Raw genomic sequence first — 25450 nt, forward strand, 5'->3', positions numbered from 1 at the left:
GTCAGGCATGTCTTGGCCGACTCCACAGGATTATAATGAAGCCATACAAAATCCAAAATCTTGTTTCAGTGATCCTGAATTACAAATAGGGGTTCCTGAATTAGATAACCTTGGTTTACCGCGACCCATCTCTGGAGCATTTGCAAGCGTATATAAGATCAAATGCGGTACAAAAGAATGGGCAATTCGCTGCTTCACCAATAACGTCAAAGACCAAAAGCAAAGATATGATGCTATAAGTAATCATCTAAAGACCGTCAATCTTCCTTATTTTGTCCCCTTTGAATACATATCACAAGGCATAAAAGTACAAGGCAAATGGTATCCAATCGTAAGAATGCAATGGATCAAGGGAGATCCATTAATTCGCTACATCCAACAGAACCTAAGCAAACCACTAACCTTATTGGATCTAACGCACAAATGGATCAGGATGATAACCGCAATGCAAAAATCAAATATTGCTCATGGGGATTTACAACATGGCAATATAATGATTTATAATGATGATTTTATGTTGATTGATTACGATGGAATGTATGTTCCGGCACTTCATGGTCTACAAAGTAATGAACTTGGACACCGTAATTATCAACACCCTCAAAGAGATAATAATAACTTTGGATCCAATATCGATAATTTTTCCGCTTGGGTCATATTAGTTTCCTTATTAGCCGTTTCCATTGACCCGACAATATGGGATGTGCTTGATGCGGGTGAGGACGAAGAACGATTATTGTTTAGTCAGGTAGACTTTACATCACCCGAAACATCTCATACTTTTCGAATTTTACAGCTTGTAGCGGATGAAACATTTCGTTTTTTTGTTACCTATTTAAAACAATCAACGCAATTGGAACTTGGAGCAATCACCGTTCCCGATCTTTCATCCATTTCTCTTCGTATAGAACCTACAAGTAAAAATGCTTCAGGAATTAAAACAAATACAAGAAACACGCACTCCCCTCATCCAGAGTGGCTCGCGGAAATGTTAGGCTTGAATCAGGATCAAGAAAGCCATACCATTTCAAATTCAAATGGAGCTGAATGGGTACTCGATCATCTCCATAATGAAGAAATACATATGGATTTCAATTCTGGAGTAGTCCTTAATCGATCCGTATCTTTCACCTTGTTGATGGCTGGGATTTTTCTAACCCCTTTTGTTTTTGAATTGCCATCCATATATGCCACAGCAAGTACATTTTCAGGATTAGGAAGTGCGTTTTTATTTTCTGGTTGGCAGTACCGTAGGCATCCTATTATTAAAGCGAAGAACCGCATTCTCAAGAATAAGAGGGAATTTGATACGGTATTATCAGGCATAACGAATGAGTTAACGAAGCTGAATAAACATAAAAATGAATTAATCAAGAGTGAAGAAAACAATAGAACGAAATTAATTGAAAAACAACGAAAACTTTCCCAAGTAGAGAAGAATGAAACGGATCGCATAAATCGAGAACTTCAAAAAGATTTAAATGATTTGGAAAATCAACAAAGGAGTTTGGATCAACAGGAGAAAAATGAAATCGCCAATTCATTAACTACATATCAAACCAGTTGGCTTCAGTCGCGATTAAAGAATCATACCATTGATGATGCTAAAATTCCCGGCATCGGCTCAGAAATGAAAAGACGGTTAAAATCTCATGCAATTTACACCGCAGCGGATATTAAGGATATCAAAATTTATCAGACATATGGTAGTTACGCGAGTGAGAAGGCAAGCATTGTTTTAAGTAATAGCGTACATATTTATGTGGAAGGAATCGGTCCATCTAAAGCAAGAGCTCTTTTGGAATGGAAAAAATCAACGGAACTTCGATATGTAAATACTTTGCCTTCCACTATACCACAAACGGAAATACAAATTATCAAATCTAAGTATCAAACAAAAAGAAATAGCTTAAATAGTCAAGAACAGACGGTAAAAAATTCTACACAACAAAAGAAGAACGCTGCCATGATAAAATTCGCTAAAGAGAATGCCATATTACAAAAGGAAATTGATGCTACTAGATTAGATTTAAAGAATAATCAACAAAAAGTAGAGATGGAAATTAGTAATATGACGAAAGAACTATCGGCAAAGCAATGGGAAGATGCTCAGATCCAAAGGCAGTTAAACACATATAAACAAATAAATTACCTTAATTTTATCCGAATACTTTTTTTCTTTAAAAAATAAAAACGCTGCAAGGCTGAGCGTTACGTTTCCATAGGCCGTTGTCTTTAGGTGCTTTTTTTTGTGCAGATAGAGGGACCACCAATGAATGAAAGAATGTTAAGTAAAGGGGATCCGATTCAGGTGCATTTCGATCAAAACTCATTTGATTGGGGTGTATTCCACGAGTATTTATTTTCTGGGGAGGATTTTAAGTGCCCGCTGACTACAAGCCTTCTGACGAGTTGCTACAGGCTTTTGGTGTCGTGCATATGCTTCCCGCTGCCCTAATGTCTGGCACTCTGGGCTACCATCTGCTGTCCAATGCACAAATCTGGGTGAGCCCAGATGAATCGTCACAAGATGATGTGCGGATTGTTCATTAAGGGGATGAGAGAATGACTGCATCCGTAATAAAGATATGCGATGGAAAGGAAAGAGTTTGGTTTCCCTCGGTCTCTGCTACCATAGCGGAGCGGGTTGTGAATCGTTTTAACCAAATGTTTGTTTGTTCGAATAAGATGTTTAAAGTTATTTATCATACGTGTTAAAAAAGATGGTTTCTTTCAAAAACAAGTCGTCAGCCACTTCATTGTGGAGGCGACTTGTTTTTTTCTTGATCACGCTTTTACTTTTAGCTCCATTTCTCAATCAAGCTAGAAAATTGTAGGTACGTTAATCCACCAGTACCTCAATTTCATTGGGATTCAAAATTGCTAATAAATAATTTGTAATTCTATTTGTGCTATTTGCATACGTTTATATCATTAACGTAAACCTTTACTTAGGCGATATAATGAGAGGAGAGAGATAATGATCCCAAAAGAATGTCAATCAATTAACCAGAAAATTCTTGATTTAAAAGCTGAGAAACGTGATTTGCAATCTGATCTTATTGGTTTAACAGGAGCTGGGAAATGGACTTTGTTACAACATATTGCAGTTATACAAGGAAAGATAACTACACTTAATAATCAATTGAATAGTTGCATTGTACAGCATGGTGGTAAAATTCCTCTTAGTGCAACATTGAGTGCCACTTTCTCTTTGCGCACCTCATTTAAAGATGCTCTTGGCCCATTCACAGGTTCCGAAACATTACCCGTTCTATTCGATGCTTCTCGTACAATTATGCAAGTTACCAATTTCCCACCATTTATAACCCCTCCTTTTCATACTCCTGTAGGTAATAATGTAACAACCGTGAAGATGATCGGTGGAGGTTTCGCTTCATTTGATTCAAGTAATGGTACAATGAGCTTACCAATCCAACTTTATTTAGACCAAAGCATCAATATTCCTTTTTATACTGAAGACTCGACCATAACTTTTAATTTAACCACAGGCTCAGTAACATCACCAATTGGCAATCTTTCTGGATCACCGTTAGATGCTCAAGGTAATATTAGACTTGTTGGAGCATCTACATTTGTTGATGGAATATTAGATAAAAGTTTTGGCACATTGGAGATAATAGGTGCAATTTCTCCACACCCTTGAAAATTAGAATTAACAAACAGATTGATATTTTATTAATAAACCAATCTACAGCCTAGACAGGCTATATTTTTTAACTCAGTAGAGTGCTAAAAGTAAGGTATGTCCAAATTGTGCGGGCTGTGATATACTTAATGCTGTAAAACTTATTTTTGCTCTAAGACTAGAGCTTGTTCTCGAAGCGGAAATCCCTATTGGGAGGCATGACACCTTTAGAGTAGGTCTGTCCTATTCTAAAAAAGGTTCCCGCGAGAACAAGCTTTTTTGTGTTCTTAGGGTATGAAACGACCAGAAGCTTTGAACTCTATTGGGTTCGTGGTTTCTGGTCTTTTTTATTTTCTGGAGGAGGTGAATCTGTGATTTGTTTGAAGAATGACCCATCCCAAAAAAGCGGAAAGGTCGTAATTGACGGCAGGCATATTGGCCATGTTGTCGGAGACTAATTTGGAAGAAAGCATTAAAAAAAAACCTTTGGAGGAGATTGAACATGAAATCATTGTTTAGGTCGTTAATTATCGCAGCAGCAATTGTTGGTATGGTATTTGCAATTAGTCACAGTCAACTGTTATTACAGCTCTCAGGAGCGGGACTATTCATCGTGGTTATTAGGTTTGCTGTACCATTTCTAATTCTGCATTTTAAACTGCTACATGCAAAGTCAAAATCGATCGTACTCGAAGTAACAGATGCATCCCGCCGAAAGAAAAAGGTTTTGTTTTATGCTACCTCAGTGGGAATTGTATCGCTAAGCTTTCACCCCGATGTGTTCGTTCCTTTCTTCTTGGTCGTATTGACTGTCATTGCTCTCTTTTTTCTCACTCTCGTGATGAAGAATGGGATCTGGGAGATCGAAGAAGAAGGTTATGATGAGGAGGAGTTGGAGTACGCATGGCGCGCTTAGCATCCGAATCTAAAGGTGGATTTTACGCAATGCCCGTAGATGAATTAAAACTCCTCTGCAAACGAATCCGGCTTAGGTATGATGAAGCGGATGTGAGTAGGGAAGTAAGAATCATCGATCCTTGCTGTGGTGCCGGCGAAGCACTTGACGTGATTGCCGAAACGCTTAAGGAACAGGGCGGAGATGTCAGTAGCTATGGTGTTGAGTTGGAAGAGACTCGGTATGAAGAGGCAGGACATGTTCTCGATCATGTCATTCATGACGGCTACGAGAACTTGCGAACTCAGCCGATGTACTCACTTCTCTGGCTAAATCCCCCGTATCAGGATGGGTTCAGCGAACGAACCGAATTGACCTTTTTGAGAGCTCTATCTCGCGCGAAACAAGGGCTGCTGCAGAAAGATGGATTGCTATTATTCTGCATTCCGCAGTATGTGGTAAAGGACACAGCTAGCGTTCTGAGCGGTCGGTTTAGTAATTTTAGGATTTACCGGTTTACGGACGATAACTACGATGTGTTTAAACAGGTTGTCGTGATCGCCAATCTCGGTAAAGCCAGTGGCGAGGATAGCAAGAAAAACTACAAATGGCTTCGCTCGATTGGTGAGGGGGAAAAGGATATGCTTCCAACCCTTGCTGAGATTGATGAAGACATCGAAGTGTTCTGTTCGGAAGGAGAACTTGGATTTTTCCGAGCTGGGAAAATGAATCCGGATGAATTGGCTCGAGATCTCACTTCCTCCACTGTCTTTGATGAACTGAGGAAACGGTTTGAACCTAAGAACTTGGCAGCCAGTATGAAGCGGCCTATGCTTCCCTTGAAACCGACGCATATGGGTATTGCGATTGCGAGCGGTGCTGTTGGAGGAAATCTAGGGACACACATCGTTGCGGGTATCACGAAGCGAAGAAAGGACGTTAGCGAGATCTTTGATGAAGAAGGCAGAAAAACCGGTGAGAAAGTAACCGAGTTTTTCCAAAGTATCGTTCGAGTATTTACATCGAACGATGTGAAAGATTTGGAGTAAGAGAGAAAGGGTGGAGCTGCGAGCTCCTCCCTTTTTCTTTTTATTTATAAGGAGGACTATAAGCATGTCAATAAATCGAAGGTTACTTACGGTAACGGACCGGGATCGTCATTTTCGCGTAGAGCCCCATGTACTGGTATATGAGAATACAGCGCGCGGTGCAAAGAGTTTAATCTTTGCTTCCTATGTCGGTATTCCTGAAGCAGTAACGGCGGTAACCGCAGCCTTCCTGGAAGATAGGACACTTCACTTTGGGGCGTTCCAGTTTGAAAGAATGTCAGACCCGTATAAGCGTATTGAAAGGCCCATTGGTCTTGGAGACGTCGCTCATGGGACGGTCTACAATAGCTTGATGACGCTTGACGGGATCGAAGGGTTTCCAGAGTCTGAAAAGCTGGACCGGGCTTATCTGCTTGCACCCGATGGGGATGTTGGCCGAGTGCTTACCGAGCATGTGATCGAACGATTTGGTCTTCCTCGGGAGTGGGCTGATGAGTATCCTGCATTGTTTGAGGATAACATGTACCCTCTTGAAGTACTGCATAATCCGGATCTTCCGGCATGGGAAGGCGTGAAAGCGATCGTCTTCACGGGTACTGAAGAATCCGTCATCGTGACGATTCGCAGGGCCTTAAGACGCGGTCAGCTTATCATCCCACCCAGCAGCGTTCATGGCGTATTTGATCCTTCTTGGTCAATGAAGGACTACATGCTGAATAACGCTGTCCATATGGCCAAAAAGCTCGAAGAAAAGGCTCCAAGACATTCGATGGACGAGATGATTGACCCATCGATTGCAGATCTGATACGGATTCCTTTTCCTACTCAAGCTCATATGATACAAGCAGTCGTGAACACCCTTGAAGATGAAAATCCCGCCTGCGGCGGCGATATGGGGACAGGCAGCGCGTATTGTTCCTAGACAACCTGTTCAGTAATGAACAACAAAACTAGGGGGCCGTGATGGCCTAACTTTGTATCCGATTTGACAGGTGAAAATCCTGTTTGGGTTGAAAGCTAGCAACCCATCCCTAATATCCGACATGCGGATTGGATTTATCTTCGATCGGTGTGAAGCTCGGTGAAGTCGGTTGACCTCCTTAGTGTCAGCCGGGGGGCTATAAATTCGCAATGCTTACGAACAGGAATCTTTTATGACTCAGTATAGACCATTGAATACGTGTTTTGCCTGTACGGTTCAATATCGTTGTCTTGTACTCCTCTAGCTGCGGATGACAAGATGGTCCTACTGACAGAAGAAAGCTAAAGCGAGATGTAAAGCTAGGATACAAGGAACAATAGAACCTTAATCGAGAGTGCTAAGGTGGATAAACTCCGATTTCTCGAAGTCACAGGAAATGGTGACCTAAATTAAGGGGCAGCAGCCCGTAGTAGTGATGAAACGCTTTAATAGGCGTGGAGTGAAGGGGCATAGTCGTTATGAAAGGCTCTTGTCGGGGCAAAATGAGGTAATATGAGCGATAAAAATTATCAAAGTATAGTAGCAATGTTCTTAACTGGGGCTTCTCTTCGGGATATTGAAAAAAAGACAGGTATTAATCGAAAAAAAATATCCGTTTTTTTGAAAGAGAAAGGGTACGAGATCACAGCAAAAACAGGGAACTCGGGATACGATAAGATGGCTGTTTATCGGCTCGGTGAAGAGATGTATCAACAAGGTCATTCACAGAAAAGCATTTGTCGTACTCTGAAGACTTCCTTAGTCTCATTCTCTAGGTATCTTAAGACAAAGGGTTATCAGATCAATAGCACCATGAACCCAATGCGTGGAGCGGAACTCCAGAAAAAGCTGTCCGAAGCCCTTGAGTTATATCATCAAGGTCTAACTCGGACTCAAATTGCTCGATTAGTTAATGTGAATGACAATATCCTGGTTTCTCACTTTCAAGCTTTAGGAATAGAGAATTCTTCGGGTAAATATTCCTATGATGAAAGGTCATTCGAGAAGATAGAGACCGAAGAACAGGCTTATTGGCTTGGATTTCTTTATGCGGACGGTTCAGTAACCTCAACCGGACGCTATGTTTTGGAGTTGACTTTAAAAGAAGAGGACTACCTTCATTTAGTTAAATTCAAATCATTCTTGAAAACCGAGGCCCCTCTTATCAAACGGATCACACGGTTACAAGGTAAAGAATTTGTCTCTTTCCGAATGAGTGTTTATAACAAGAAAATGGTTGAAGACCTGATTCGCCTAGGTTGCATCCCTCGTAAATCATTGAAGATCACCTTACCATCTAGTGAGCAAGTTCCTGCTGATCTATTAAATCACTTTGTACGTGGTTACTTTGATGGAGATGGGTCAATTTACGTTGGTGATAAACATGGGCATATCAGTTTGACCAGTACAGATGTATTTCTTTATGAAATTCAGCGGAGATACAATCTTCCAGGAAATAAACATCACAAAAAGGGTAATGCCTTTAGTTTTATTTATGGTAAACGCTCCGTATTGTTACCTTTTCTAGAGGCACTATATGACCATTCTGGGATTTACCTAGATAGGAAATACGAACGGTACCTAAGATTGATGAATGTACTAACCCGACAAGAGTAAAGAAAATCATAACGATGGAACGCCGTATGAAGGGAAACTTTCACGTACGGTGTGAGCTGGGGGAAAAGAGAGCCCTAAAGGGTGACTCTTACCTATCAGCATAATCGATTATTGCCTGTGGCGTTTCACACGTTTTACATGAACGTAAGAAGCGCAGGGGAAGTAAACAGGGAACCGCTGTACTATTGTCTGCACCAGGGATCACATTGCCAAAATGGCAGAAAAAAGAAATCATGGGCACAATTCCAGGTGCCAAAGTCAATATTCTGCGAAACGGTGACGATGCACTAAAGCTCCTACGAAACGTTCGTAGTGGATATCAGCCATCAGGTCTAGAATTCACCCTTGTCGGCATCGACCGGGCAAAGCTCGGTTCGGAAGGATACTTCTCAGGAATCTGGAAACGGATGAGGGGTACAAAACGGGACGGCCGGGGAACGTATGCATGGCACTGTCCGGACTGTTTCGAACCACTTTTAGTTAAGGATGGAGCAGGTGACTTTGAACCGGCGACATGGGAAGCTGCGGCAGACAGCTGGGAGCCTTCTCTTGAGCAAATCGATGAAGCCCGCTCCACTGGAACGCTGCAAGCTAACGGGCTGCCTAAGGGGTTTAAAGTGGACTGGAAGCGTAAAAATCGGATTGAGTGCTGCAATGCCGGTGCTGATCAGGAAACGAAAGATGACGCTGAACAAGAATCAAGAGATGGGAAGTGCAGGGCTAAGCTCTGGCGTCCGGCGCTGAAAAGTAGAGGGGAAACGAAGAATCGCCCTCGTGTTAATATCTCTCAGGTCTTGAAGCGGACGAAGAAATATTTCGATTTATATTGTGCTGATGAAGCCCATATGTGCAAGGCCGGAGACAGTGGAAGAGGGGATGCTTTTGCCCAAATGGTGAAATCTGCGAAGCGAGTTTTAATGCTCACTGGAACGCTCACGAACGGTAAAAGCACCTCGATTAAAGAGCTTCTATGGCGAACTGATCCGAAGTCAATGCTGGATGCCGGCTTTACTCATCAATCAGGTTTGATTGAATGGGCATCGCGGTTCGGAAAACTGGAGAAGGTCGTCGAAGTGGATGAAGGGGACGAGGGTGTTGTCACCCGTCGGAAAAAGAAAGGTGCTCAGGTTAAGGAAGCCCCGGGTATCGCGCCACAGCTCACCGCTCAATTCTTGTTACATAAAAGTGGGTTCTTGGAATTGAAAGACTTAGGCCTACCTTTAGTGGAGCTAAAAGAGCTACCGGTTTTTTTAGATATGGATCCTGAGCATAAGGCGGAGTATCAACATTTTCATAATGAACTTCATGAAAGGTGTGCCCAAATTTCCGCCTCCAGTGGTGCAGCGGGGGTATGGTCTAAGTTTAACCCTTCCACGATTAATTATGGCGATCGACCTGACCTTGGAGCGCGTGTGGTATTAGGAGATGATGGTGAGGTTGTCAGCGCCCCGGTTTTAAATGAGGGTGGCAAACAGCTTCATGCTAAGGAGCGGTGGTTGGTTGAAACCGTAAAGAAGGAGCTTGCCGAAAATCGTCGATGCACCATCTTTAACAGTTATACCGGTGCTTACGGCATGAATGAACGAGTGCGGGACATCCTGACTAATCACGGCATTAGGTGCAAGATTCTGGATGAACCGAACACTGATTTAAGGCAGGAGCGTCTTGCAGAACTAGAAGCTGATGAAATACCTGTAATTATTACAAACATGAAAATGGTGGAGGTTGGCCTCGATATGATGTACTGGCCAACGATCATTTTTTATCAGCTCAATTATGAGGTTTCTACTGTGAGGCAATCCTCTCGTCGGGCATGGCGTATCGGGCAGGACCGTGAATGTCGTGTATACTACGCTCTGTATAACGGTACCCAGCAAATGAAACAATTCATGTCCATTATGAGTGGACGCGGGCATGCCCTTATGGTCGAAGGTCGTCTCGACGGTTCAGAGCTAGCGCAGTACTCTCGTGATTCGCAATCAGCGCTTGCGAGTGATCTGGCCAGCTGCTTTGCTTCTAGTGACGTTGCACAGTCTTGGACCGCACTCGCCGCTAAGGACTTGGCAGATGTCGAGATGGTTGAAGAAGGAAGTTTTAAAGAGGTGCTTGCCGAACGGTTTAAAGCTCTAGCTGACGAAACCCTACGGATTTGTGGCGTAGTGGATCTGGCAGCTTGGAGAGAGGCAAAAGAACAACGTGAGAAGGATTTGAAGGAGGAAGTGGTGGTCGATGTCATCGATTTCATGGACATAGTCACTCAAACGGATTCAGAAGACACAAAGAGTCCATCCCTCTTCGATTTCGATTTTTCATCCTTTGGGATCGAGAACACGTTCCCTGGTGCTACTGCGGATAGAGAGAGTGAATCGAAGGCCCGCTATGAGCCTGAGGTCGTTGTCGAAATCGCGAAGTATCAGAAAAAAGGGAAGAAGGCACCTGCAGAAAACCAACTCTGCTGGAATTTTTAAGATCACTTATTGGAGGCCCTGTACATTGTATGGGGTCTCCTTTTTACATGAGGAGGACATGACATGGCCTATGTATATAGTTCGCATCATGCATGCAAAGAAAGGTTTGTACATTATACCTACCTTTGGAACATTCGGGGCATTTGCACTCATGGTCTACGGCAAGCTTCGGACGGGCTTATGGGCCCGGGTATATATTGCTGCAGGGTCAATGATAAGCCGACCTGTGAAGAGATTATCGAGCTACTGAGTGAGGAAATTGATTGGAATAAGGCGACAGAATATGTGAAGGAGCGGGAGTTCACTTCCGAGTCTGCCCGTTCGCTCATCCATCCTATCTATTATGAATACATGGGACCGTATCTATTAGGTGAGGAAAATCCGCAGGGATTTTCAGATATCGCCGGGTATGTCTTGATTCCGAGGATTGCTTTAATACCGAGTCAACTCGTCATCGGTTGCCCTGTTGATTCAGGTATCGTCCCATCCTTTCTCATGGAAGGAGATGGTTCGATTGGCGAAACAGCCAGGTTATAAAGCGATTGTCCATTACTATTTACAGAAAAGCTGCTGGAGTATTCACTTCCAATCGTGCTGTTACACAGGTGCCTACGTTTACGTTTCGGGGGCTTGGGAGACAGAGGTTAAGCCTAATCGCCCGAGTAACCCACGTGGATGGGTTACCGCACGTTCCGTTCAAATTACGTTTTTTTGTGCGGAGGATGCTGGACTTCCAGTGAACCGTAAACTGCTTGAGGAGCTGCGGCCGAGAATTATGGGTCCACTCAAGTACGACAAGAACAAGGTGTCCTTTAATGTGACTGAAGGAACGGGAGGGGTCTTATTCACTCCTGAAGGTGCATTCGTTCTAAAACCAGAGGTGGCGACAATGGACTTATTTAGCTTCGCCGAACACGGCATGAACGTAAACGGAGCGGGGCTTGATCTTGCAACAATGTACTAATGGCTGACTCTGACAAAGGAGATTTTGACAATGTTTAAGGATGGAAAGTATGTCACTGCAAAAGAGAAGGAAAGGATTGATTGCAGGGATCTTAGTTTTGCGATCCGTGCTTATGCGATGGAGCATTTCGCAGATGTGGTTTCGGAATTTAAGAACATGAAGATTCAAAAAGAAATCGATCTGATGAAGAAATTTGCTGAAAAACATGGATATGCAATTACAATTACCTCTCCGGCCGCAATGGATTTTACAAACTACGAGCTGAAACCGGACGGGTCGTTGTCATTTAAATTTTAGGAGGAGATGTCATATGTCGCATTTATTCGCGCATCTATACAGATTAAGAAATATTAAACGGTGGAGCTTAATGAGGAATTTGCAGCCTGAAAATGTGGCGGAGCATACGCTGAACGTGGCCCTCATTGTGCATGCGTTGTGTTCGATTGCCCGTGATGTGTTTGGGAAGGATGTTCCGACGGAGAAAATTGTTCTTGCAGCTTGTTTTCACGACGCATCGGAACTTTTTACATCTGATGTGCCTACGCCAGTTAAGTACCACAATGAAGATATTCTTAAGCAATTCCGGATTCTGGAGGAGTTAGCTACGGCTAGACTACTGAACATGGTTCCAAACGAACTACTGGAGTCGTATCGTCCTCTGATCCGAGATGTAGATTTGGAAGTAAGGCGCTGGATTAAGGCGGCTGACCTATGTGACGCCTACGTCAAGTGTAAAAGTGAAATTGCGGCAGGTAATCGGGAATTCGCTTCGGCGGAAAAGCAGGTGCGACTTGCTCTTTATCAAATGGACATGCGCGAAGTAGATTATTTTCTTGAACATTTTGCGCCTTCCTTTGAGATGACACTCGATGAAATATCCATCTCAAGCAACCGGCTCACCACGGATATGATCCCTGAAATGCAAGCTGGTGTATATGAGGTGAATACGAAAAACGAAATCATCGCTGAGCTCCATACTCTCAATGAAGAGGGTCACATCATGATCCACAAAGATTGTACAGAAGGGCCAGAGATCATAGTGGGTGTACAACAGTTCTTAAATGAACGTGGGATACGGCATGTAGTGTTCACCCGAGGAGACTATACTGAACTTCATTTATCTGAGTAGCAACATAGAGAGGACGGCGCACTGGAAGGATCGGGGCGCCTTTCTTAATTAAACTTTGGGGGATGATGTGATCGATGAATTCGAATTGTGTTAAATGCGCGTGCTGTTGGGAAAGTTCACCTGGGGAGCGTTCGAAAGGGACGGAGGAAAAGAGTGCATGAGTACTGCCCTTATCCAGCATGCTGGACCTGAAGATGGTACACAGTTATGCTTCGACCTTCATGATGGAAAATTCGGTCCTTGGGTCGTTACGCATAAAGGTGATCAGGCAGTCCGGAAACTGCTAGACTCTCACTACAGTCGTCAATCGAAAGGGCATAGCCAGTTCTGTAGACCCGGGAACAATTTGATACTCCGGAACGTGGATTGTACGGCAGTTTGGATTAGCTGGCGAAGCCTCTACAGAGATGATGGGCAAGAGGATGTATGGGAATGTGCCAGTTTCCGAAATTCAGCTGCTAGTGGGTATTTATCCAGTGAAATGATTCATTGGGCCATCTATACGACGATTTGCTGCTGGCATGACCGGTATCCGGCGAAGGGGATCATTACATATGTAGATTCTTCGAAAATTCTCTCCAGTAACCCAGGGTATCGTTTTAAAGTTGCTGGATTTAAGGAGATAGGACGAAGCAAGCGGAGAAATTTGATCCTGCTGCATCATCCACTAGAGAATAACTATCTGGCTCTTCGAGCTGCCAAAGGAATTCGAGAGATCGATTACTGGGTACGTACAGCACTTGACTCCGGCGAGTTTGCTCAAGCCTATGACTTTTTCAGGGATGGGGACGAACACTATAAGTTTCTCCATCATCTACAGCAAATGGTTCAGCACGGAAGGCTAACCGCTTGGAGAGGTCTGGAAGAAAGTGTGATGAAATACGAGGAGCTTATGGAGATTATCTCGCCGTATGAAGAGATTGATATCTAAAACGTATATAGGTGTTTGGTACAAAAAATGACTAGGAGTGGTTATAGATGAGATGGTTCTTATAAATTTTATGGATATTCCTTGTCATAGGTGCTTTTGCTTCCTTTGTAAGGCATCAAGAAGCAACGGCTGTCACCGGCATTGCGAAAGACATTCATGCGACGATAGGCAGTATTTCGTTCGATGTCAATACTGGAGAGGTCAAAGGGGATGTTTCGACCAAGTATCGGAAAGAAGCCGTGAAGCAGATGGACAAAGACAACAATGACTTTTTTGGCACGCTTTCCTTCATTCTCGGAGGTCTTTCCGTGCTGATCGTGATCTTTTTGTTCATCACTCGAAAGCGCGATCGGTAATCGGTACTATAACGCAATTACATCTTGGATAAAGCGCAGGGGTATGGTAAAATGTACATGTACACTTACTTTGCTCACTACTTGAGCTTGACTCCGAAGATATAAGCCCTAGAGGCGGTATAATCATATAGGATAGCTATGTCTATCTCTATAATGAGGAATACTCGCTTCTAGGGCTTTCATTTGTCTTTAGGGGCGTTTTAGTGAGGGCCGTAATTCAAGGATGTCTCCTTGTATTACGGCCTTTTTACATTTCACAGAGGAAGGATGATGATTTGTGGCGTCTTGGTTTTTGGAACCACCAGAAAACAATGTAACCTTCAACCCAAAAATCTTCGCTCGATCCATTGAAGAGCGCGGACTTTCAGATGCTTCAGCAGATTCCCAAGAAGGCATGCTGCATCTGATTAATCTCGTCTGCTATTCGGAAAAGAGATTGATAAGCGAAGTCGACCTCAGGTCTCTTGACCTGGAGTTAATGAAGGACACATTTGATGAGCTGCATAGTTATGAGTCTGACGAGCATGGCGATGAAAATACGGACCTCAACAATGAGGGACAGACGATCATCGAGCTGAATCGAAAGGCAGGCATAACGATTCACTTTGACCGGTTTCAGCCAAAGTGGGTGCAGAAGAAAAGCAGGAGGTTTTTTTGATGAAGAGTCTGTTTCTAACGAGCAATACGCTTACTCAACATTTGCAGACGCTGGATAATCTGATGGCCCTAAAAATGCTACAAGATAAAGGACATGAGATTCCAGGAGACTTGGCATTTGAGGCAGACTGTTGGGGGGACACTGTGCTGGAGTTGGTGCTTGGGATTTTATTTTCCTGTAAGCCAGTGGAGCGGGAAGTGACCCGTACTACATCCAACGGTTCTTACTCGGATCGAGAAACGGTGCTGTCCTTAGAAGGTTATGACGATTGGATTCGTCTCAAGGGCGTATATCCGGAAATGGAAGAAGCGGAAGAGGAGATGCGTGACTTGGAATTCTCATGCGACTACATGGGATCGGGCCTAAGTATCAGTTTTGATGCGGATGGGCTGGTTCTGGAGAATAGCTATGGCGAGTCCTTTTACGTACATACGATCCTTGAAGATTTCTTTACGCTGAAACACATGTGGACAGAAACACTAAGTTATTGGAGGAAGAAAAAAATTGAAGACTTAATCCAAGAAAATGCTTAAGGAGTTGATAGAGGGTGATTCTTGCGAAAAGAGTCAGAATCAAACCGACACTTGAGCAAGAGCGTCAATTATGGAAATTCACAGGATCCGCCAGATGGGTATACAACTGGACGCTTGTACGACAGGAAGAAAACTATCGGAATGGCGGTAAATTTATCCGTGACGGAGATTTGCGCAAAGAACTGACGAAGCTGAAACAGACGGAAAAATATGCATGGCTAAGTGAAATATCAGCTCAGACCATAACGCAATCTGTCAAAGATGCATGTGATGCCTATAAGAAGATGTTCAAGGGCCAATCTAGAAAACCGAAATTCAAAAGCAGGAAGCGTTCAAAGCCAGCGTTCTATAGCAGGTATGACCGATTCAAAGCAAACGGAAAGGCTGTCTATCTTGAGAAACTCGGTTGGATACAAACATCCGAGCCATTGCCTCAGGCTGATAAATATTGTAATCCACGCGTAACATTTGACGGTAAGTATTGGTATGTATCCATCGGTATTGAGCAAGAGTCCGAAAAGGTTGAATTAACAGGGCAAAGTATCGGAATTGATGTAGGCATCAAAGAATTGGCTGTTTGTAGTGACGGAACGGTGTTTAAAAACATCAACAAGTCAGCCGCCGTAAGAAAGGCGGAGAAACGCTTGCGCAGGTTGCAACGTAGAGTTTCCCGAAAATACGAAATGAACAAGGAAGGAAACCGATTTGCCAAGACCCGCAACATTTTAAAAATCGAAAAGTCCATCTGTTTGCTTTATCGGAGGTTAACGAATATCCGCACCAATCACATTCATCAAGCGACAAGCGCAATAGCGAAAACCAAGCCGCGTGCTGTCGTTATGGAGGACTTGAATGTAAGCGGGATGATGAAGAACCATTATTTGAGCAATGCGATTGCCGGGCAAAAACTGGGTGATTTCATCAGGCTGATGAAATACAAGTGCGAAAAGATTGGCGCACAGTTCTTCCAGGCAGACAGGTTCTTTCCATCATCAAAACTATGTTCATGCTGCGGAAAAATTAAGACAGACTTGAAACTATCTGACCGTATCTATGAATGTGATTGCGGATTCAGGATTGACCGCGATTTGAACGCGGCGATCAACCTATCAAAATTGGTGGTCTGACACTTAAACGTCATTGCCAAGATGTAGGATTCGTTGCATCCGAATTTACGCCTGTGGAGTGTTATACCAAATGCGAGTAGCTACGGCAAAAGCAGACACCCTGAAACAGGAAGCAAACAAGACTTGTGCAGACATGTACAATCTCTTGGTAACGGAGAAGGGAGTTTGAAGAGTATGGAAGTCGCAACAATGAGGGAAGAGTACAGGATCGTTCTTCCGAACGATTCTACGAAACTGGCCAGGTTGCTTAAGGTCGTCAATGGCATTGAGGTCGACTCCAAGCGGATCCTAATAGGGGAGCTTATTCTTTCCTTGCTGGAGCAGTTGGATGATCATCTGCTTATTGACTACCTCCTTCGGGACGGGAAAATGAAAGACCTGTTTGAGGAAATAGTAACCTTTGCTCATGAACATGAACCGGATCAACTTGCCGTCGTGATGGAGAGGATTCTAAGTTACGCAACCGATGAACCCACATCGAAGATGGTTAGGGCCATTTTGGGCAGTATTGCCGAAAGTCATAACCTCGCTAAACTCGATGAGGAGCAGCTGGTAAGCGTACTTTCATCTTTGCTGAGAACTGCCGGGGACATGAAAAACAAGCAGGTTTTAGAGCGGACATATCTCGAACTGCTGAAGCGCGTAAGCTTGTTTGATTCTCCGGATGCGAACCTGTTGTCCAATGTGATTACGTGCCTGCTTACTCATACCAAGCAGTTTACAGATGACCAAATGGAACAGCTCAACGCCATGTTTTTGGCGCTGTCCAAGAAAGTTAGTAGAGAAGCTTTGGTGGAAGCAGCGCGTCCACACCTTGCTGATCAGAAACTATCTTCTCCGGTTCTTCCAAAAAACTGTGCCTTTTTCGAACAGTACGGAAACGGCAAGATGGTCGTTGGTATTGAGGTGGAAAAGGGACAGCATGACGTCGTCTTCGGTGATCAAGGGCAAACGGTGTATGAGAAGGTAGGCTATCCAAGGCTGTTATTTTGGTTTTCTCTTTATAACGGGAAGGCCGAAGGGTATGTAGCAGCGGTAAAAGATGCCATCCTCAAGGATTCCACCGAGTTGTTCCGGTTTCCGTATTCGAACGTGAATCAAAGTGGTTTAATGTGCTGGCCTACGCTAAAGCAGCATACGATCCAAGACTTGCGGCAACTTGAAACTCTACCCTTTGTGTTCTTGGGAGCTCCGAAGAATATGGATCTCTACGTCAGTATACAGGGGATGAATCTGCGCGATCTACTCGATCGCATGCAGCATCAGGATTTCAACGATGACCTGCTTGTCCCAACGAACAAAACCATTGGTGATTTACTTAAGTCGAACAACTAATCCATAGGAGGAATTATCCATGAACGATTTATTTGATGATTTTTTCGGTAGCAATGAACCCCAGTCTTCCGGTGTAAACCACGAGCAAGCTGAGGATACGCTTAGGTCTGTTGACACTTCTTCTGGTCAGCAACAAGTGGAACGTGATGCACAGCATTCGACCCATGAGTCGACCCGAGATGCCGAAGCGACTTTAGTTGAAGCAGATAGGCCAGATGATGATTCATCCATGCCGGCAGCATCTACGATAGAAGCATCGGCCAGTGAGGAGACAACCGAGGATAATTCGGAAGAATTAGAAGAACCTGCAGATCATGAACAGGAAGCAGATGAGGCGAATGAGGAAGAGGAGGAAGCACCCGAAACGGAGGACGGTTCGGAAGCAGCCGATGGGAACAGAGATCTGTTCGGCGAGATTATCCAAAGCGCTCCATCTGCGAAGAAAGGTGCTAAAACCACCACGACTTCACCAGATTCCAAGAAAACTTCTTCGTCTACTGTTGCTGCTTCAACCGGCTCCGGTATGAGAAGGGGACTGAAAGAACAGAACATCGAAGTTGGGATTGATTTCACCGTGCATTATGCAACTCGGATGTTTTTGGTCGAGGACATCATCGATGAAATTCCGGAATCCGGTAAGGTTCATCTCAATGTCATTAGGGAGGTCTTGCTGAAAGAATTTTGGGAGTTCTCGGAATCCCGTACAAAGTGGGACTATGACTTGGAAGCGAAAAAATTGGTTCCAATGATTATCGGTGAAAAAATGGGTGGTGCGGTATGAAGATAAAACTTCGTTCGTTCTTCTGGAAGTTATCCGACTACCTATCATCTTCTCATCAATCCCCGATGAACATCGTCGCATCCCGCGATGGCCGTCTTTATGAAGTCCGTGAGACGGATTTCATGCGAATCGCGGTGAGTAAAACCGAGGTCACTGAGCTGGAGGACGTCCAAGAAGGTGTTACGCTGAAACTCCCCAAAATCCCCGGTAGCTATTTAGCGACGGCCGTGGCCTTCTTTCGTTATTACTGCGAGAAGGAGGTGGAGGCGCTGGTGTACATCTATTGGAATCGTAGCACATGTTCCTATGAGCTTGTCTGCCCGGAACAGAATGTGAACATCATAGAGGTCGTATCTTTTATCGAACCTGTCTATAATCCTGATCGGGACATTGTGATGGTGATTCATTCTCACCACCACATGGATGCGTTCTTTTCTCCGGTCGATAATAGGAACGATCAGGCTTTTAGGGTGTATGGTGTGATTGGACGATTGGACTTGCCTTATGGCATGCATGTGAAGTTCCGTGCCGGCTATAACGGGCAGCATTTTGAAATGGATGTGAAGGATCTTTTTGAGTTCAATGGTGTGAACTCGACCACCATGTTTCCGGAGGAATGGAAAGAGCGGGTGCATCTCTGACGCTCTGAGCTGATATCAAATGAGGAGAAGGAAGACGTCTATAGGGCGTCTTCCTTCTTTGCATGATGAAGAATAATTGAGATTTATGGAGGAGATTCGGATGAAAAACGAAAATATAGCGCTCGTCAAAGAGGTTTGCACAATTTACTATGGATCCGGCAATATGGGGAATTTATCGAAAAGAGATTTGTTCGTTCTGATTTGCAACGGGATGATAAATTCCAATGATTCGCTCTCGTTACTTGCCGATGCATTGTCAACTCGTAATCTTCGAGAATTGACTGAGATGTCGGATGTTGAGTTATCCATGTCGTTCGGTCTTAATGATCAGGATGCTCGTAAGTTGTGCGCCATTTTTGAGTTTGCGAAGCGCTATCGTGCGGTGATGAACCATGGAAACGAGGAACGGGTGATCGTCCGATCTCCGGCAGATGCTGTTAACACATTCGAACATATTCGGTATTTAGACAGAGAACATTTTGTTGTATCTTTTCTGAATACAAAAAATATGGTGATTGGAACAGAGAAGATTTCGATAGGTTCCGTTAATGCAAGTATCGTTCATCCGCGTGAGGTGTTTAATCGGGCTATTCGAATGAGTGCTAGTGGTATTATTTGTTGTCACCAACATCCGAGCGGAGATCCTACTCCAAGCCCGGAGGACATCGAGCTTACAAAACGGCTAGTTTCAGCAGGAGAATTGTTAGGAATCCGAGTACTTGACCATCTGATTCTTGGGAGCGGTCAAAGGTACGTATCTTTGAAGGAATCTGGTCATTTTTGATCTATAAGGAGGAGAGAAGATGAATTCATTAATGTATAAGGACCATAGGATACCATTACTTCAGTTTACGATCATCGGAGTGGGGGCTAATGGAAGCCATTTTTTCCGTAGCCTGTGTCAAGATCTTCGAACTCATTTGAATAGGCCGGGTTTTGACAAGGCGCCATCATTTAAATTAGGTCATATCATGCTGGTAGACGGTGACGTATGTGAATCTAAGAATCTTGCGAACCAAGTATTCGATAAAGATGATGTGGGGGAACATAAGGTGATTGCGCTAGCGGAGCGATACGGTGAACATTACGACTTACCGATCCTTCGTTATCCTGAGTACGTCAGGGATATAGATACGCTCAATAACCTGATGGGCGTCCCCGAGCATAATCCTAAAACCACAATGTTCATGCCCGTTTTGATCGGAATGATTGACAACGTGCGCCCATAAGGGCATGAAATGATTGCGGTAAAACGCTAGGATAATGACTCCTATCTCCTAACACCTTATCCGAAAGGGAAACCGGACGGGGAGTGTAGCATGGTGTAAAGGCATTGTACTTGTGAACCACACATGGGTACGTTTAGCTGAAGGGGAAAAAGAGGTTGTATGGTTAAGGCTTGATTGCTTCAACCCAAGTTCTAAGGCGGGTAGAATCATCCCCCTACTGGTGATTGTGGGGAAGACAGTAGGTAGATCAGGTGTTCATGGGTTTGTTGTCCTCATGAACAGTCATTCCGTGGTCTTGCCGGTTACGATAAGTAACTCAACTGAACGAAATGGGAACCTAACCAACCTCGTTAAAGTATCATTTCATGTTTAAATGGGGATTACCTAAACTGGAACGCCAATACGGGCTATGATTTTAGAATCTGAATATCCAGTATGGTAACGGAGCTTCCGTATTAGTCTGAGGAACCTGAATCAACAGGTATTGCCGTAAATCGGAAACGGGAAAACCGTCCACACATCTATGGGAGCATAGATGACACACCATCTGGTGTGCTGGCGAAGGGAAGCAGGATAATTCGCTTAAAAATAAGCAGAAAGGTTATGGTGAAATGCCATGCAAGGACCATCTATTATTTTAAGCGTCTTGAAATCAAAGTCGAGTAATGAGAACTATACCTTTAAAGATCTGTACAAAATGCTATATAATCCTGAGTTTCACCTCAAGGCATATAGCAAACTGGCTCCCAATCCAGGAAATATGACTGCTAGATCCGATGGTACAACTATTGATGGCTACGGAATCGAGAGAATCATGAAAGTGGTTAATGCTCTACGAGATGAAAGCTATCAACCAGTACCAGTACAAAGAACCTACATCCCTAAAAGAAACTCCGATAAGAAGAGACCACTTGGGATGCCATCATTTGGCGACAAGGTTGTGCAAGAACTTATTAGGGTAATACTTGAGGCGATTTATGAGGATAACTTCTCAGACTTCTCTCATGCTTATAGACCTAATAGGAGCTGCCACACTTGCTTGGCCCAAATCAAAACTTGGAGTAAAAGCACAAAATGGTGGGTAGAAGGCGATATTAAAGGCTTCTTTGATTATATCGATCACGACATAATGATCAGCATTCTTCGCATGCGGATAAAGGATGAACGATTCCTTAATCTGATTCGGAAATTCCTTAATGCTGGATACATGGAAGACTGGGAATGGCACCCTACCTATAGTGGTACACCGCAAGGTGGAGTGCTCAGCCCTATCCTATCCAATATCTACCTCAATGAATTTGATAAATTCATGGAAAAACTTGTTGAGGACTTCAACAAGGGGAAATTAAGGAAGCATAGCAATGAATGGGGCAGACCCAATGCGAATGCTCAAAACCGAAGGAAGAAGCGAAAGAATACCACTGATCCTATTGAGAGGGATCGGTTATTAAAAGAAATCAAAGAACTCGAAAAACAATATCGCTCGGTTCCATCTAAAGATGAGATGGACCTTGGGTTCAAGAGACTAAAGTATTTCAGATATGCTGATGACTTCCTCATTAGCGTTATTGGGAGCCACGAGGATGCACTAGCAGTCAAAGAACAGATCAAAGACTTTCTACAGAAGGAACTAAAACTCGAACTAAGCGTTGAAAAAACTCTGATCACACACAACACTCAACCTGTAAGATTCCTTGGTTATGATATCAAAATCAACCAGAGCCAAGAAGTCCTCGACACTGCCAAAGGCAAATCAAGACAGCTGAGTGGAAACGTACTGCTGTCTATGCCACATGACAGAATCAGAGACTTCATGCTAAAGAATGATTACATCATCATCAAAGAAGATGGCACTTGGAAGGCACAGCATGTAAGAAAGCTCATTAACAACTCTGAACTTGAGATCCTGAGAACATTCAATTCTCAAATTCGTGGGTTCTATGAGTACTACAAGCTAGCCAATAATATCTTCCGATTCCATAATCCGTACTTCGCTATCCAAAATAGCTTCCAAAGAACTCTAGCTAACAAGGGCAAGACTTCCACTATGAAAATACGTGAAAGTCACACCTTTGACGGCAGGTTGGGAGTGAAATATCAGGATAAGAAGGGGAATATGCAAGTCGCATACCTGTTCAAGGGACCATTCGAAAGAGTGGATATTCCTAGCACAGACGAGCATGTAGACTTCGTTCCAGTAACGTCGATTTACCTCGGAAGAAATTCGCTAGAGGAAAGAATACTAGCTAACAAGTGCGAGTGGTGCAAGACAGAGGAAGGACCGTTCGAGGTTCATCATGTAAGAAAGCTAAAAGACTTAAAGGGTAAGAAACTCTGGGAAAAAACCATGATTGCGCGTATGAGGAAAACAATGGTGCTTTGTAAAAGATGCCATGTTGACCTCCACGCAGGAAGACTCGACTAAGAAATTAAGACGAATGTTTTATCTAGAGAGCCGTATACGCTGAAAGGTGTACGTACGGTTTGGGGGGGAGTGCTTGGAAACCTACCATAGAAATATGGAAAGGCGCCGGGTGCTTACCCTACAACGCGACGAGACGCTTGCTAGACCAATATTTTTTTCAAGATGAGGTCGAAAACCTGATCTACATCGATGCTGGTGTAGAAGGTGTGGCCGGCTTGGGAGAGGTCCAGAATGTACAGGAATCAGGATTCGGCGGACAGATCGTGTGTGGCTTCAAATACCGCTCGGAAGTTTTACTGCAGCCGGTAGGTAGGGTCTACACGAACATATTGGAAGATGAGGATAGCCCATTCCCTGGTTGCGGAGTCCAGATTCAATCGGCGCCGCAGCGGAGTGCGACTAATAAGACGGCGGCGCAGTTGGCAAATAACGTGGTGAACAATTTACTTCATACCCACTCGATTTACCAGCACGTTATTAACTTCAATGCGCAGCTTTGTGGGACAAGTCCTCAGCTTATCTCGAAGGATATCAAAGAACGGTTTGAAGTCTTAAAGCAAGGGGCTGATGTGAATGTGTGAGCACGCGACTTGGTTACCGCAATCTGAGAGGGTGGATGTTATCCAACAGAAAGAAGCTCGGTTTGGACCGACTGTTAAGATCCGTCGAGCAGATGGTTCTTCTCTGGATGTGCCTCGATCACAGGTTCTGATGAACGATGATGCGGACCTCATTCAGCAACTACAGCACATTTTGATGGCGAATAACCCGGCACGAGATCCGGCGTATTTTTCAACCGTGAAGAATCTTTTGCGCCGAGGAGCCCCGCTCCAGTTGGTCGCGAAAAGAACGGCGCCGACAGGTCAGCAACTTAAGATATTTTGAAAGAATTGAGGATTGAACAGTCACGAATCCGAATGGAGGAGAAGGTATGGGACGACTGATGTTCCGGGTATATGATGCTCAAACGTTGGATGGAGATGTCATCTCATTTTGCGTGAGTGCACTACGGGAGATATCGCTTCGAGAAGAGATTGCCTCAGGGGAGATTTTGCTCAAGGCTGATAGAACGAAGCGCGAGCAATGTGCGGCTATCATGAATTTTAATCGGATAACGCATATCGCGCTGAAGGTGGAGCTGTGTGAACAGCTCCTGAAAACTACAGGGTATGATTTATTTAATTACACCGAGGTTTTGGAGATAGAGATCACATCATATGCAAATGAGTTTGAGTGTCTCTCAGCACTACGACGCAATGAAGCTGGTTACGCCGGCGATCGTCAGGCAAAAGCGAAAGTGAATCGGATAGCGGAAGCTGGCCGTGTCCTTAGAAAAAAGCTATATGCGCGTGACATTATTACTCATCTGCGCTATCGAGATGAGTGCGACTTGACTCATAACTTTGCAATTGTTTGAACCATACATTTGCCACATATTAAAAATGGTTGCATGACGAGTTTCATAACCTTAATCAGGGCTTCTAAAAGTATAAGTTATAAATAAAAGTAAAAATATAAGAACAGAAATATAAGCTTTACCTTCGTCGGAGCCGAAGGCCACGTTTTTATAAAATAATGAGGTGAGTACATTAGTTATGAGCCTTAACTTTTCGACTTTGGACAAGCTTATATGAAATGAGATAATGGACATAAAAGCTCAACGCTAATGTGTACCTTTGCCATAAAATCAGTATACCTCGTCGAACATGGTAGAAAGGGGATAGTTTAAGTGAGTCCGGCCTCTTGGACTGCTACGAGACGCTTTAAATCGTCCCCTTTTATGGCATGGGCGGGATACGTCCACATAATTTGGCTAGCCCATGAAGTTTAGACGCATACACACGTTACTCTCATGCTACGGTCTAATGGAATACCAAGAAGGTAAAAAAACTACCTTAGGGTATATTTAGCCTTAGGCTCGCTTTTCGCGAAAAGCAATTCCTACCATGTTGTGTTGCATTCGTATAAGTGCCATGACGATACAAAAAAGGAGCCATTCGACTCCCAAGAGGCAATCAAGAATCTAAAACACCTTGTAAATAATTACGTACAAGCGGTTCTGTTTTCACTGCGTTTTCCAACCATCGCTCAAGGTTGAGTACAGCCATTGGGTTTAGATGAAGACAGTGATTGGTTTGAATGCTATATTTATTGAATTGTCGTATCTCTACGAAAAAAGGCATCCCTTTATTTATCAGTGATTTCGTGAGAATTGGGTCATACTCACACATTTCCCCTGCTTGGACTACTCGAAATGTCGTACCATGAGAGGTCTTATATAACTGCCCTTCTGAGGAGTACCTTTTTACTTCTTCCCACTTGTAAACCAAACATGCAGCTTCAGTCGGCAGTAAAACCACATACCTATCTTCTTGTTGAATCTTTACATATCCGTATTTTCCAACCGGGAGTAAGCTGATTGTCGCATCTGGCTCAGCTTGCTTTGTTTTTTTTGATGTATACGCTACAAACACAATAAATAAGATAATGGCCGGGATGAGGACATACCATGGAACAGTGCCCAAGACTACCATAAATATAGGTATGCAAACTAATGCAAGCATAAATAAAAACAACTTAGATACCGCACTTTTCACAGCCGAAGCTCCAAACAATAGGATAACAATAACTACAAGCAGGAGAATAATGATCACTGAATTGACTCCTTTTCTCATGGTGAATGTAAGAAGAGAGCCTGTGCT

The 25450-nt window shown here is 43.7% G+C and carries 26 protein-coding genes; 25 read left to right on the plus strand and 1 reads right to left on the minus strand.

The features are described from left to right. The first annotated feature begins 7 nt into the window (after positions 1-7). The 25 genes from BLT91_RS17065 (at position 8) to BLT91_RS17180 (ending at position 24165) form a co-directional block, all read left to right on the plus strand. A complete protein-coding gene (locus BLT91_RS17065; protein WP_090823043.1) occupies positions 8-2191 on the plus strand; it encodes a protein kinase family protein in 2184 nt (727 codons plus the stop codon). 221 nt (positions 2192-2412) lie between these two features. Continuing rightward, the gene (locus tag BLT91_RS32330) at positions 2413-2553 is read left to right on the plus strand and encodes a hypothetical protein (protein WP_217635235.1); all 141 of its coding nucleotides are present in this window, start codon (positions 2413-2415) and stop codon (positions 2551-2553) included. A gap of 427 nt (positions 2554-2980) precedes the next feature. Continuing rightward, a complete protein-coding gene (locus BLT91_RS17070) occupies positions 2981-3667 on the plus strand; it encodes a hypothetical protein (protein ID WP_090823045.1) in 687 nt (228 codons plus the stop codon). A 484-nt stretch (positions 3668-4151) separates the two neighbouring features. Beyond that, positions 4152-4565 (plus strand): hypothetical protein, encoded by a 414-nt coding sequence (locus tag BLT91_RS17075; RefSeq protein ID WP_090823047.1) that lies wholly within the window; start codon positions 4152-4154, stop codon positions 4563-4565. Further along, complete coding sequence (locus BLT91_RS17080) at positions 4553-5593, plus strand: DUF6094 domain-containing protein (protein ID WP_090823049.1); 1041 nt, start codon at positions 4553-4555, stop codon at positions 5591-5593. The genes BLT91_RS17075 and BLT91_RS17080 overlap by 13 nt, the downstream gene beginning before the upstream one ends. Positions 5594-5657: 64 nt before the next feature. Next, on the plus strand, positions 5658-6515 hold the full coding sequence (locus BLT91_RS17085; protein ID WP_090823051.1) for a hypothetical protein: 858 nt from the start codon (positions 5658-5660) through the stop codon (positions 6513-6515). A 552-nt stretch (positions 6516-7067) separates the two neighbouring features. Continuing rightward, positions 7068-8171: an LAGLIDADG family homing endonuclease gene (locus BLT91_RS17090; RefSeq protein WP_090823054.1), complete on the plus strand. Its 1104-nt coding sequence runs from the start codon at positions 7068-7070 to the stop codon at positions 8169-8171. A 185-nt stretch (positions 8172-8356) separates the two neighbouring features. After that, positions 8357-10639 carry a helicase-related protein gene (locus BLT91_RS17095; protein WP_090823056.1) on the plus strand — a complete coding sequence of 761 codons (2283 nt, stop codon included), beginning with the start codon at positions 8357-8359 and terminating at the stop codon, positions 10637-10639. Between the two features lie 63 nt (positions 10640-10702). Next, positions 10703-11176 carry a hypothetical protein gene (locus BLT91_RS17100; protein ID WP_090823058.1) on the plus strand — a complete coding sequence of 158 codons (474 nt, stop codon included), beginning with the start codon at positions 10703-10705 and terminating at the stop codon, positions 11174-11176. After that, positions 11154-11603 (plus strand): hypothetical protein, encoded by a 450-nt coding sequence (locus BLT91_RS17105; RefSeq protein ID WP_090823060.1) that lies wholly within the window; start codon positions 11154-11156, stop codon positions 11601-11603. Before BLT91_RS17100 ends, BLT91_RS17105 begins: the two co-directional genes overlap by 23 nt. A 30-nt stretch (positions 11604-11633) precedes the next feature. Then, positions 11634-11900, plus strand: a complete 267-nt coding sequence (locus BLT91_RS17110; protein ID WP_090823063.1) for a hypothetical protein — start codon at positions 11634-11636, stop codon at positions 11898-11900. A 13-nt stretch (positions 11901-11913) separates the two neighbouring features. Next, on the plus strand, positions 11914-12732 hold the full coding sequence (gene yfbR / locus BLT91_RS17115) for a 5'-deoxynucleotidase (protein ID WP_090823065.1): 819 nt from the start codon (positions 11914-11916) through the stop codon (positions 12730-12732). A gap of 157 nt (positions 12733-12889) precedes the next feature. Next, positions 12890-13663, plus strand: coding sequence for a hypothetical protein (locus BLT91_RS17120; RefSeq protein ID WP_090823067.1), 774 nt, complete (start codon positions 12890-12892; stop codon positions 13661-13663). A gap of 633 nt (positions 13664-14296) precedes the next feature. Beyond that, positions 14297-14677 carry a hypothetical protein gene (locus BLT91_RS17125; RefSeq protein WP_090823068.1) on the plus strand — a complete coding sequence of 127 codons (381 nt, stop codon included), beginning with the start codon at positions 14297-14299 and terminating at the stop codon, positions 14675-14677. Continuing rightward, positions 14677-15210: a hypothetical protein gene (locus BLT91_RS17130; RefSeq protein WP_090823070.1), complete on the plus strand. Its 534-nt coding sequence runs from the start codon at positions 14677-14679 to the stop codon at positions 15208-15210. Before BLT91_RS17125 ends, BLT91_RS17130 begins: the two co-directional genes overlap by 1 nt. 14 nt (positions 15211-15224) lie before the next feature. Further along, positions 15225-16337, plus strand: a complete 1113-nt coding sequence (locus tag BLT91_RS17135) for an RNA-guided endonuclease InsQ/TnpB family protein (RefSeq protein ID WP_090823072.1) — start codon at positions 15225-15227, stop codon at positions 16335-16337. A 174-nt stretch (positions 16338-16511) separates the two neighbouring features. Continuing rightward, a complete protein-coding gene (locus BLT91_RS17140) occupies positions 16512-17672 on the plus strand; it encodes a hypothetical protein (RefSeq protein WP_090823073.1) in 1161 nt (386 codons plus the stop codon). A 19-nt stretch (positions 17673-17691) separates the two neighbouring features. Next, on the plus strand, positions 17692-18453 hold the full coding sequence (locus BLT91_RS17145; RefSeq protein ID WP_090823075.1) for a hypothetical protein: 762 nt from the start codon (positions 17692-17694) through the stop codon (positions 18451-18453). After that, on the plus strand, positions 18450-19094 hold the full coding sequence (locus BLT91_RS17150; protein ID WP_090823077.1) for a hypothetical protein: 645 nt from the start codon (positions 18450-18452) through the stop codon (positions 19092-19094). Before BLT91_RS17145 ends, BLT91_RS17150 begins: the two co-directional genes overlap by 4 nt. A gap of 100 nt (positions 19095-19194) precedes the next feature. Next, positions 19195-19878, plus strand: coding sequence for a JAB domain-containing protein (locus BLT91_RS17155; protein ID WP_090823079.1), 684 nt, complete (start codon positions 19195-19197; stop codon positions 19876-19878). Positions 19879-19909: 31 nt separating this feature from the next. Further along, the gene (locus BLT91_RS33890) at positions 19910-20323 is read left to right on the plus strand and encodes a ubiquitin-activating E1 family protein (RefSeq protein ID WP_368086817.1); all 414 of its coding nucleotides are present in this window, start codon (positions 19910-19912) and stop codon (positions 20321-20323) included. Between the two features lie 697 nt (positions 20324-21020). Next, entirely contained in the window at positions 21021-22748 is a 1728-nt protein-coding gene (locus BLT91_RS17165; RefSeq protein WP_254776993.1) for a reverse transcriptase/maturase family protein, read from the plus strand. Between the two features lie 137 nt (positions 22749-22885). Beyond that, complete coding sequence (locus tag BLT91_RS17170) at positions 22886-23329, plus strand: hypothetical protein (RefSeq protein WP_141225016.1); 444 nt, start codon at positions 22886-22888, stop codon at positions 23327-23329. Continuing rightward, complete coding sequence (locus BLT91_RS17175; RefSeq protein ID WP_090823087.1) at positions 23322-23633, plus strand: hypothetical protein; 312 nt, start codon at positions 23322-23324, stop codon at positions 23631-23633. The genes BLT91_RS17170 and BLT91_RS17175 overlap by 8 nt, the downstream gene beginning before the upstream one ends. A 46-nt stretch (positions 23634-23679) precedes the next feature. Further along, the gene (locus BLT91_RS17180; RefSeq protein WP_090823089.1) at positions 23680-24165 is read left to right on the plus strand and encodes a hypothetical protein; all 486 of its coding nucleotides are present in this window, start codon (positions 23680-23682) and stop codon (positions 24163-24165) included. Positions 24166-24763: 598 nt separating this feature from the next. Here the strand turns inward: BLT91_RS17180 and BLT91_RS17185 are convergent. Beyond that, entirely contained in the window at positions 24764-25402 is a 639-nt protein-coding gene (locus BLT91_RS17185) for a hypothetical protein (RefSeq protein ID WP_090823091.1), read from the minus strand. Positions 25403-25450 lie beyond the last annotated feature (48 nt).

The sequence above is a fragment of the Paenibacillus sp. yr247 genome (assembly GCF_900103825.1).
Classification (GTDB): domain Bacteria; phylum Bacillota; class Bacilli; order Paenibacillales; family NBRC-103111; genus Paenibacillus_E.

Coding starts and splice junctions, on each gene's coding strand:
- BLT91_RS17090 (WP_090823054.1), top strand. CDS start 7,068: ATGAGCGATAAAAATTATCAAAGTATAGTAGCAATGTTCTTAACTGGG.
- BLT91_RS17180 (WP_090823089.1), top strand. CDS start 23,680: ATGGGACGACTGATGTTCCGGGTATATGATGCTCAAACGTTGGATGGA.
- BLT91_RS17100 (WP_090823058.1), top strand. CDS start 10,703: ATGGCCTATGTATATAGTTCGCATCATGCATGCAAAGAAAGGTTTGTA.
- BLT91_RS17145 (WP_090823075.1), top strand. CDS start 17,692: ATGAACGATTTATTTGATGATTTTTTCGGTAGCAATGAACCCCAGTCT.
- BLT91_RS17150 (WP_090823077.1), top strand. CDS start 18,450: ATGAAGATAAAACTTCGTTCGTTCTTCTGGAAGTTATCCGACTACCTA.
- BLT91_RS17140 (WP_090823073.1), top strand. CDS start 16,512: ATGGAAGTCGCAACAATGAGGGAAGAGTACAGGATCGTTCTTCCGAAC.
- BLT91_RS17080 (WP_090823049.1), top strand. CDS start 4,553: ATGGCGCGCTTAGCATCCGAATCTAAAGGTGGATTTTACGCAATGCCC.
- BLT91_RS17165 (WP_254776993.1), top strand. CDS start 21,021: ATGCTATATAATCCTGAGTTTCACCTCAAGGCATATAGCAAACTGGCT.
- BLT91_RS33890 (WP_368086817.1), top strand. CDS start 19,910: ATGTATAAGGACCATAGGATACCATTACTTCAGTTTACGATCATCGGA.
- BLT91_RS17175 (WP_090823087.1), top strand. CDS start 23,322: ATGTGTGAGCACGCGACTTGGTTACCGCAATCTGAGAGGGTGGATGTT.
- BLT91_RS17120 (WP_090823067.1), top strand. CDS start 12,890: ATGAGTACTGCCCTTATCCAGCATGCTGGACCTGAAGATGGTACACAG.
- BLT91_RS17065 (WP_090823043.1), top strand. CDS start 8: ATGTCTTGGCCGACTCCACAGGATTATAATGAAGCCATACAAAATCCA.
- BLT91_RS17110 (WP_090823063.1), top strand. CDS start 11,634: ATGTTTAAGGATGGAAAGTATGTCACTGCAAAAGAGAAGGAAAGGATT.
- BLT91_RS17070 (WP_090823045.1), top strand. CDS start 2,981: ATGATCCCAAAAGAATGTCAATCAATTAACCAGAAAATTCTTGATTTA.
- BLT91_RS17130 (WP_090823070.1), top strand. CDS start 14,677: ATGAAGAGTCTGTTTCTAACGAGCAATACGCTTACTCAACATTTGCAG.
- BLT91_RS17075 (WP_090823047.1), top strand. CDS start 4,152: ATGAAATCATTGTTTAGGTCGTTAATTATCGCAGCAGCAATTGTTGGT.
- yfbR (WP_090823065.1), top strand. CDS start 11,914: ATGTCGCATTTATTCGCGCATCTATACAGATTAAGAAATATTAAACGG.
- BLT91_RS17085 (WP_090823051.1), top strand. CDS start 5,658: ATGTCAATAAATCGAAGGTTACTTACGGTAACGGACCGGGATCGTCAT.
- BLT91_RS17155 (WP_090823079.1), top strand. CDS start 19,195: ATGAAAAACGAAAATATAGCGCTCGTCAAAGAGGTTTGCACAATTTAC.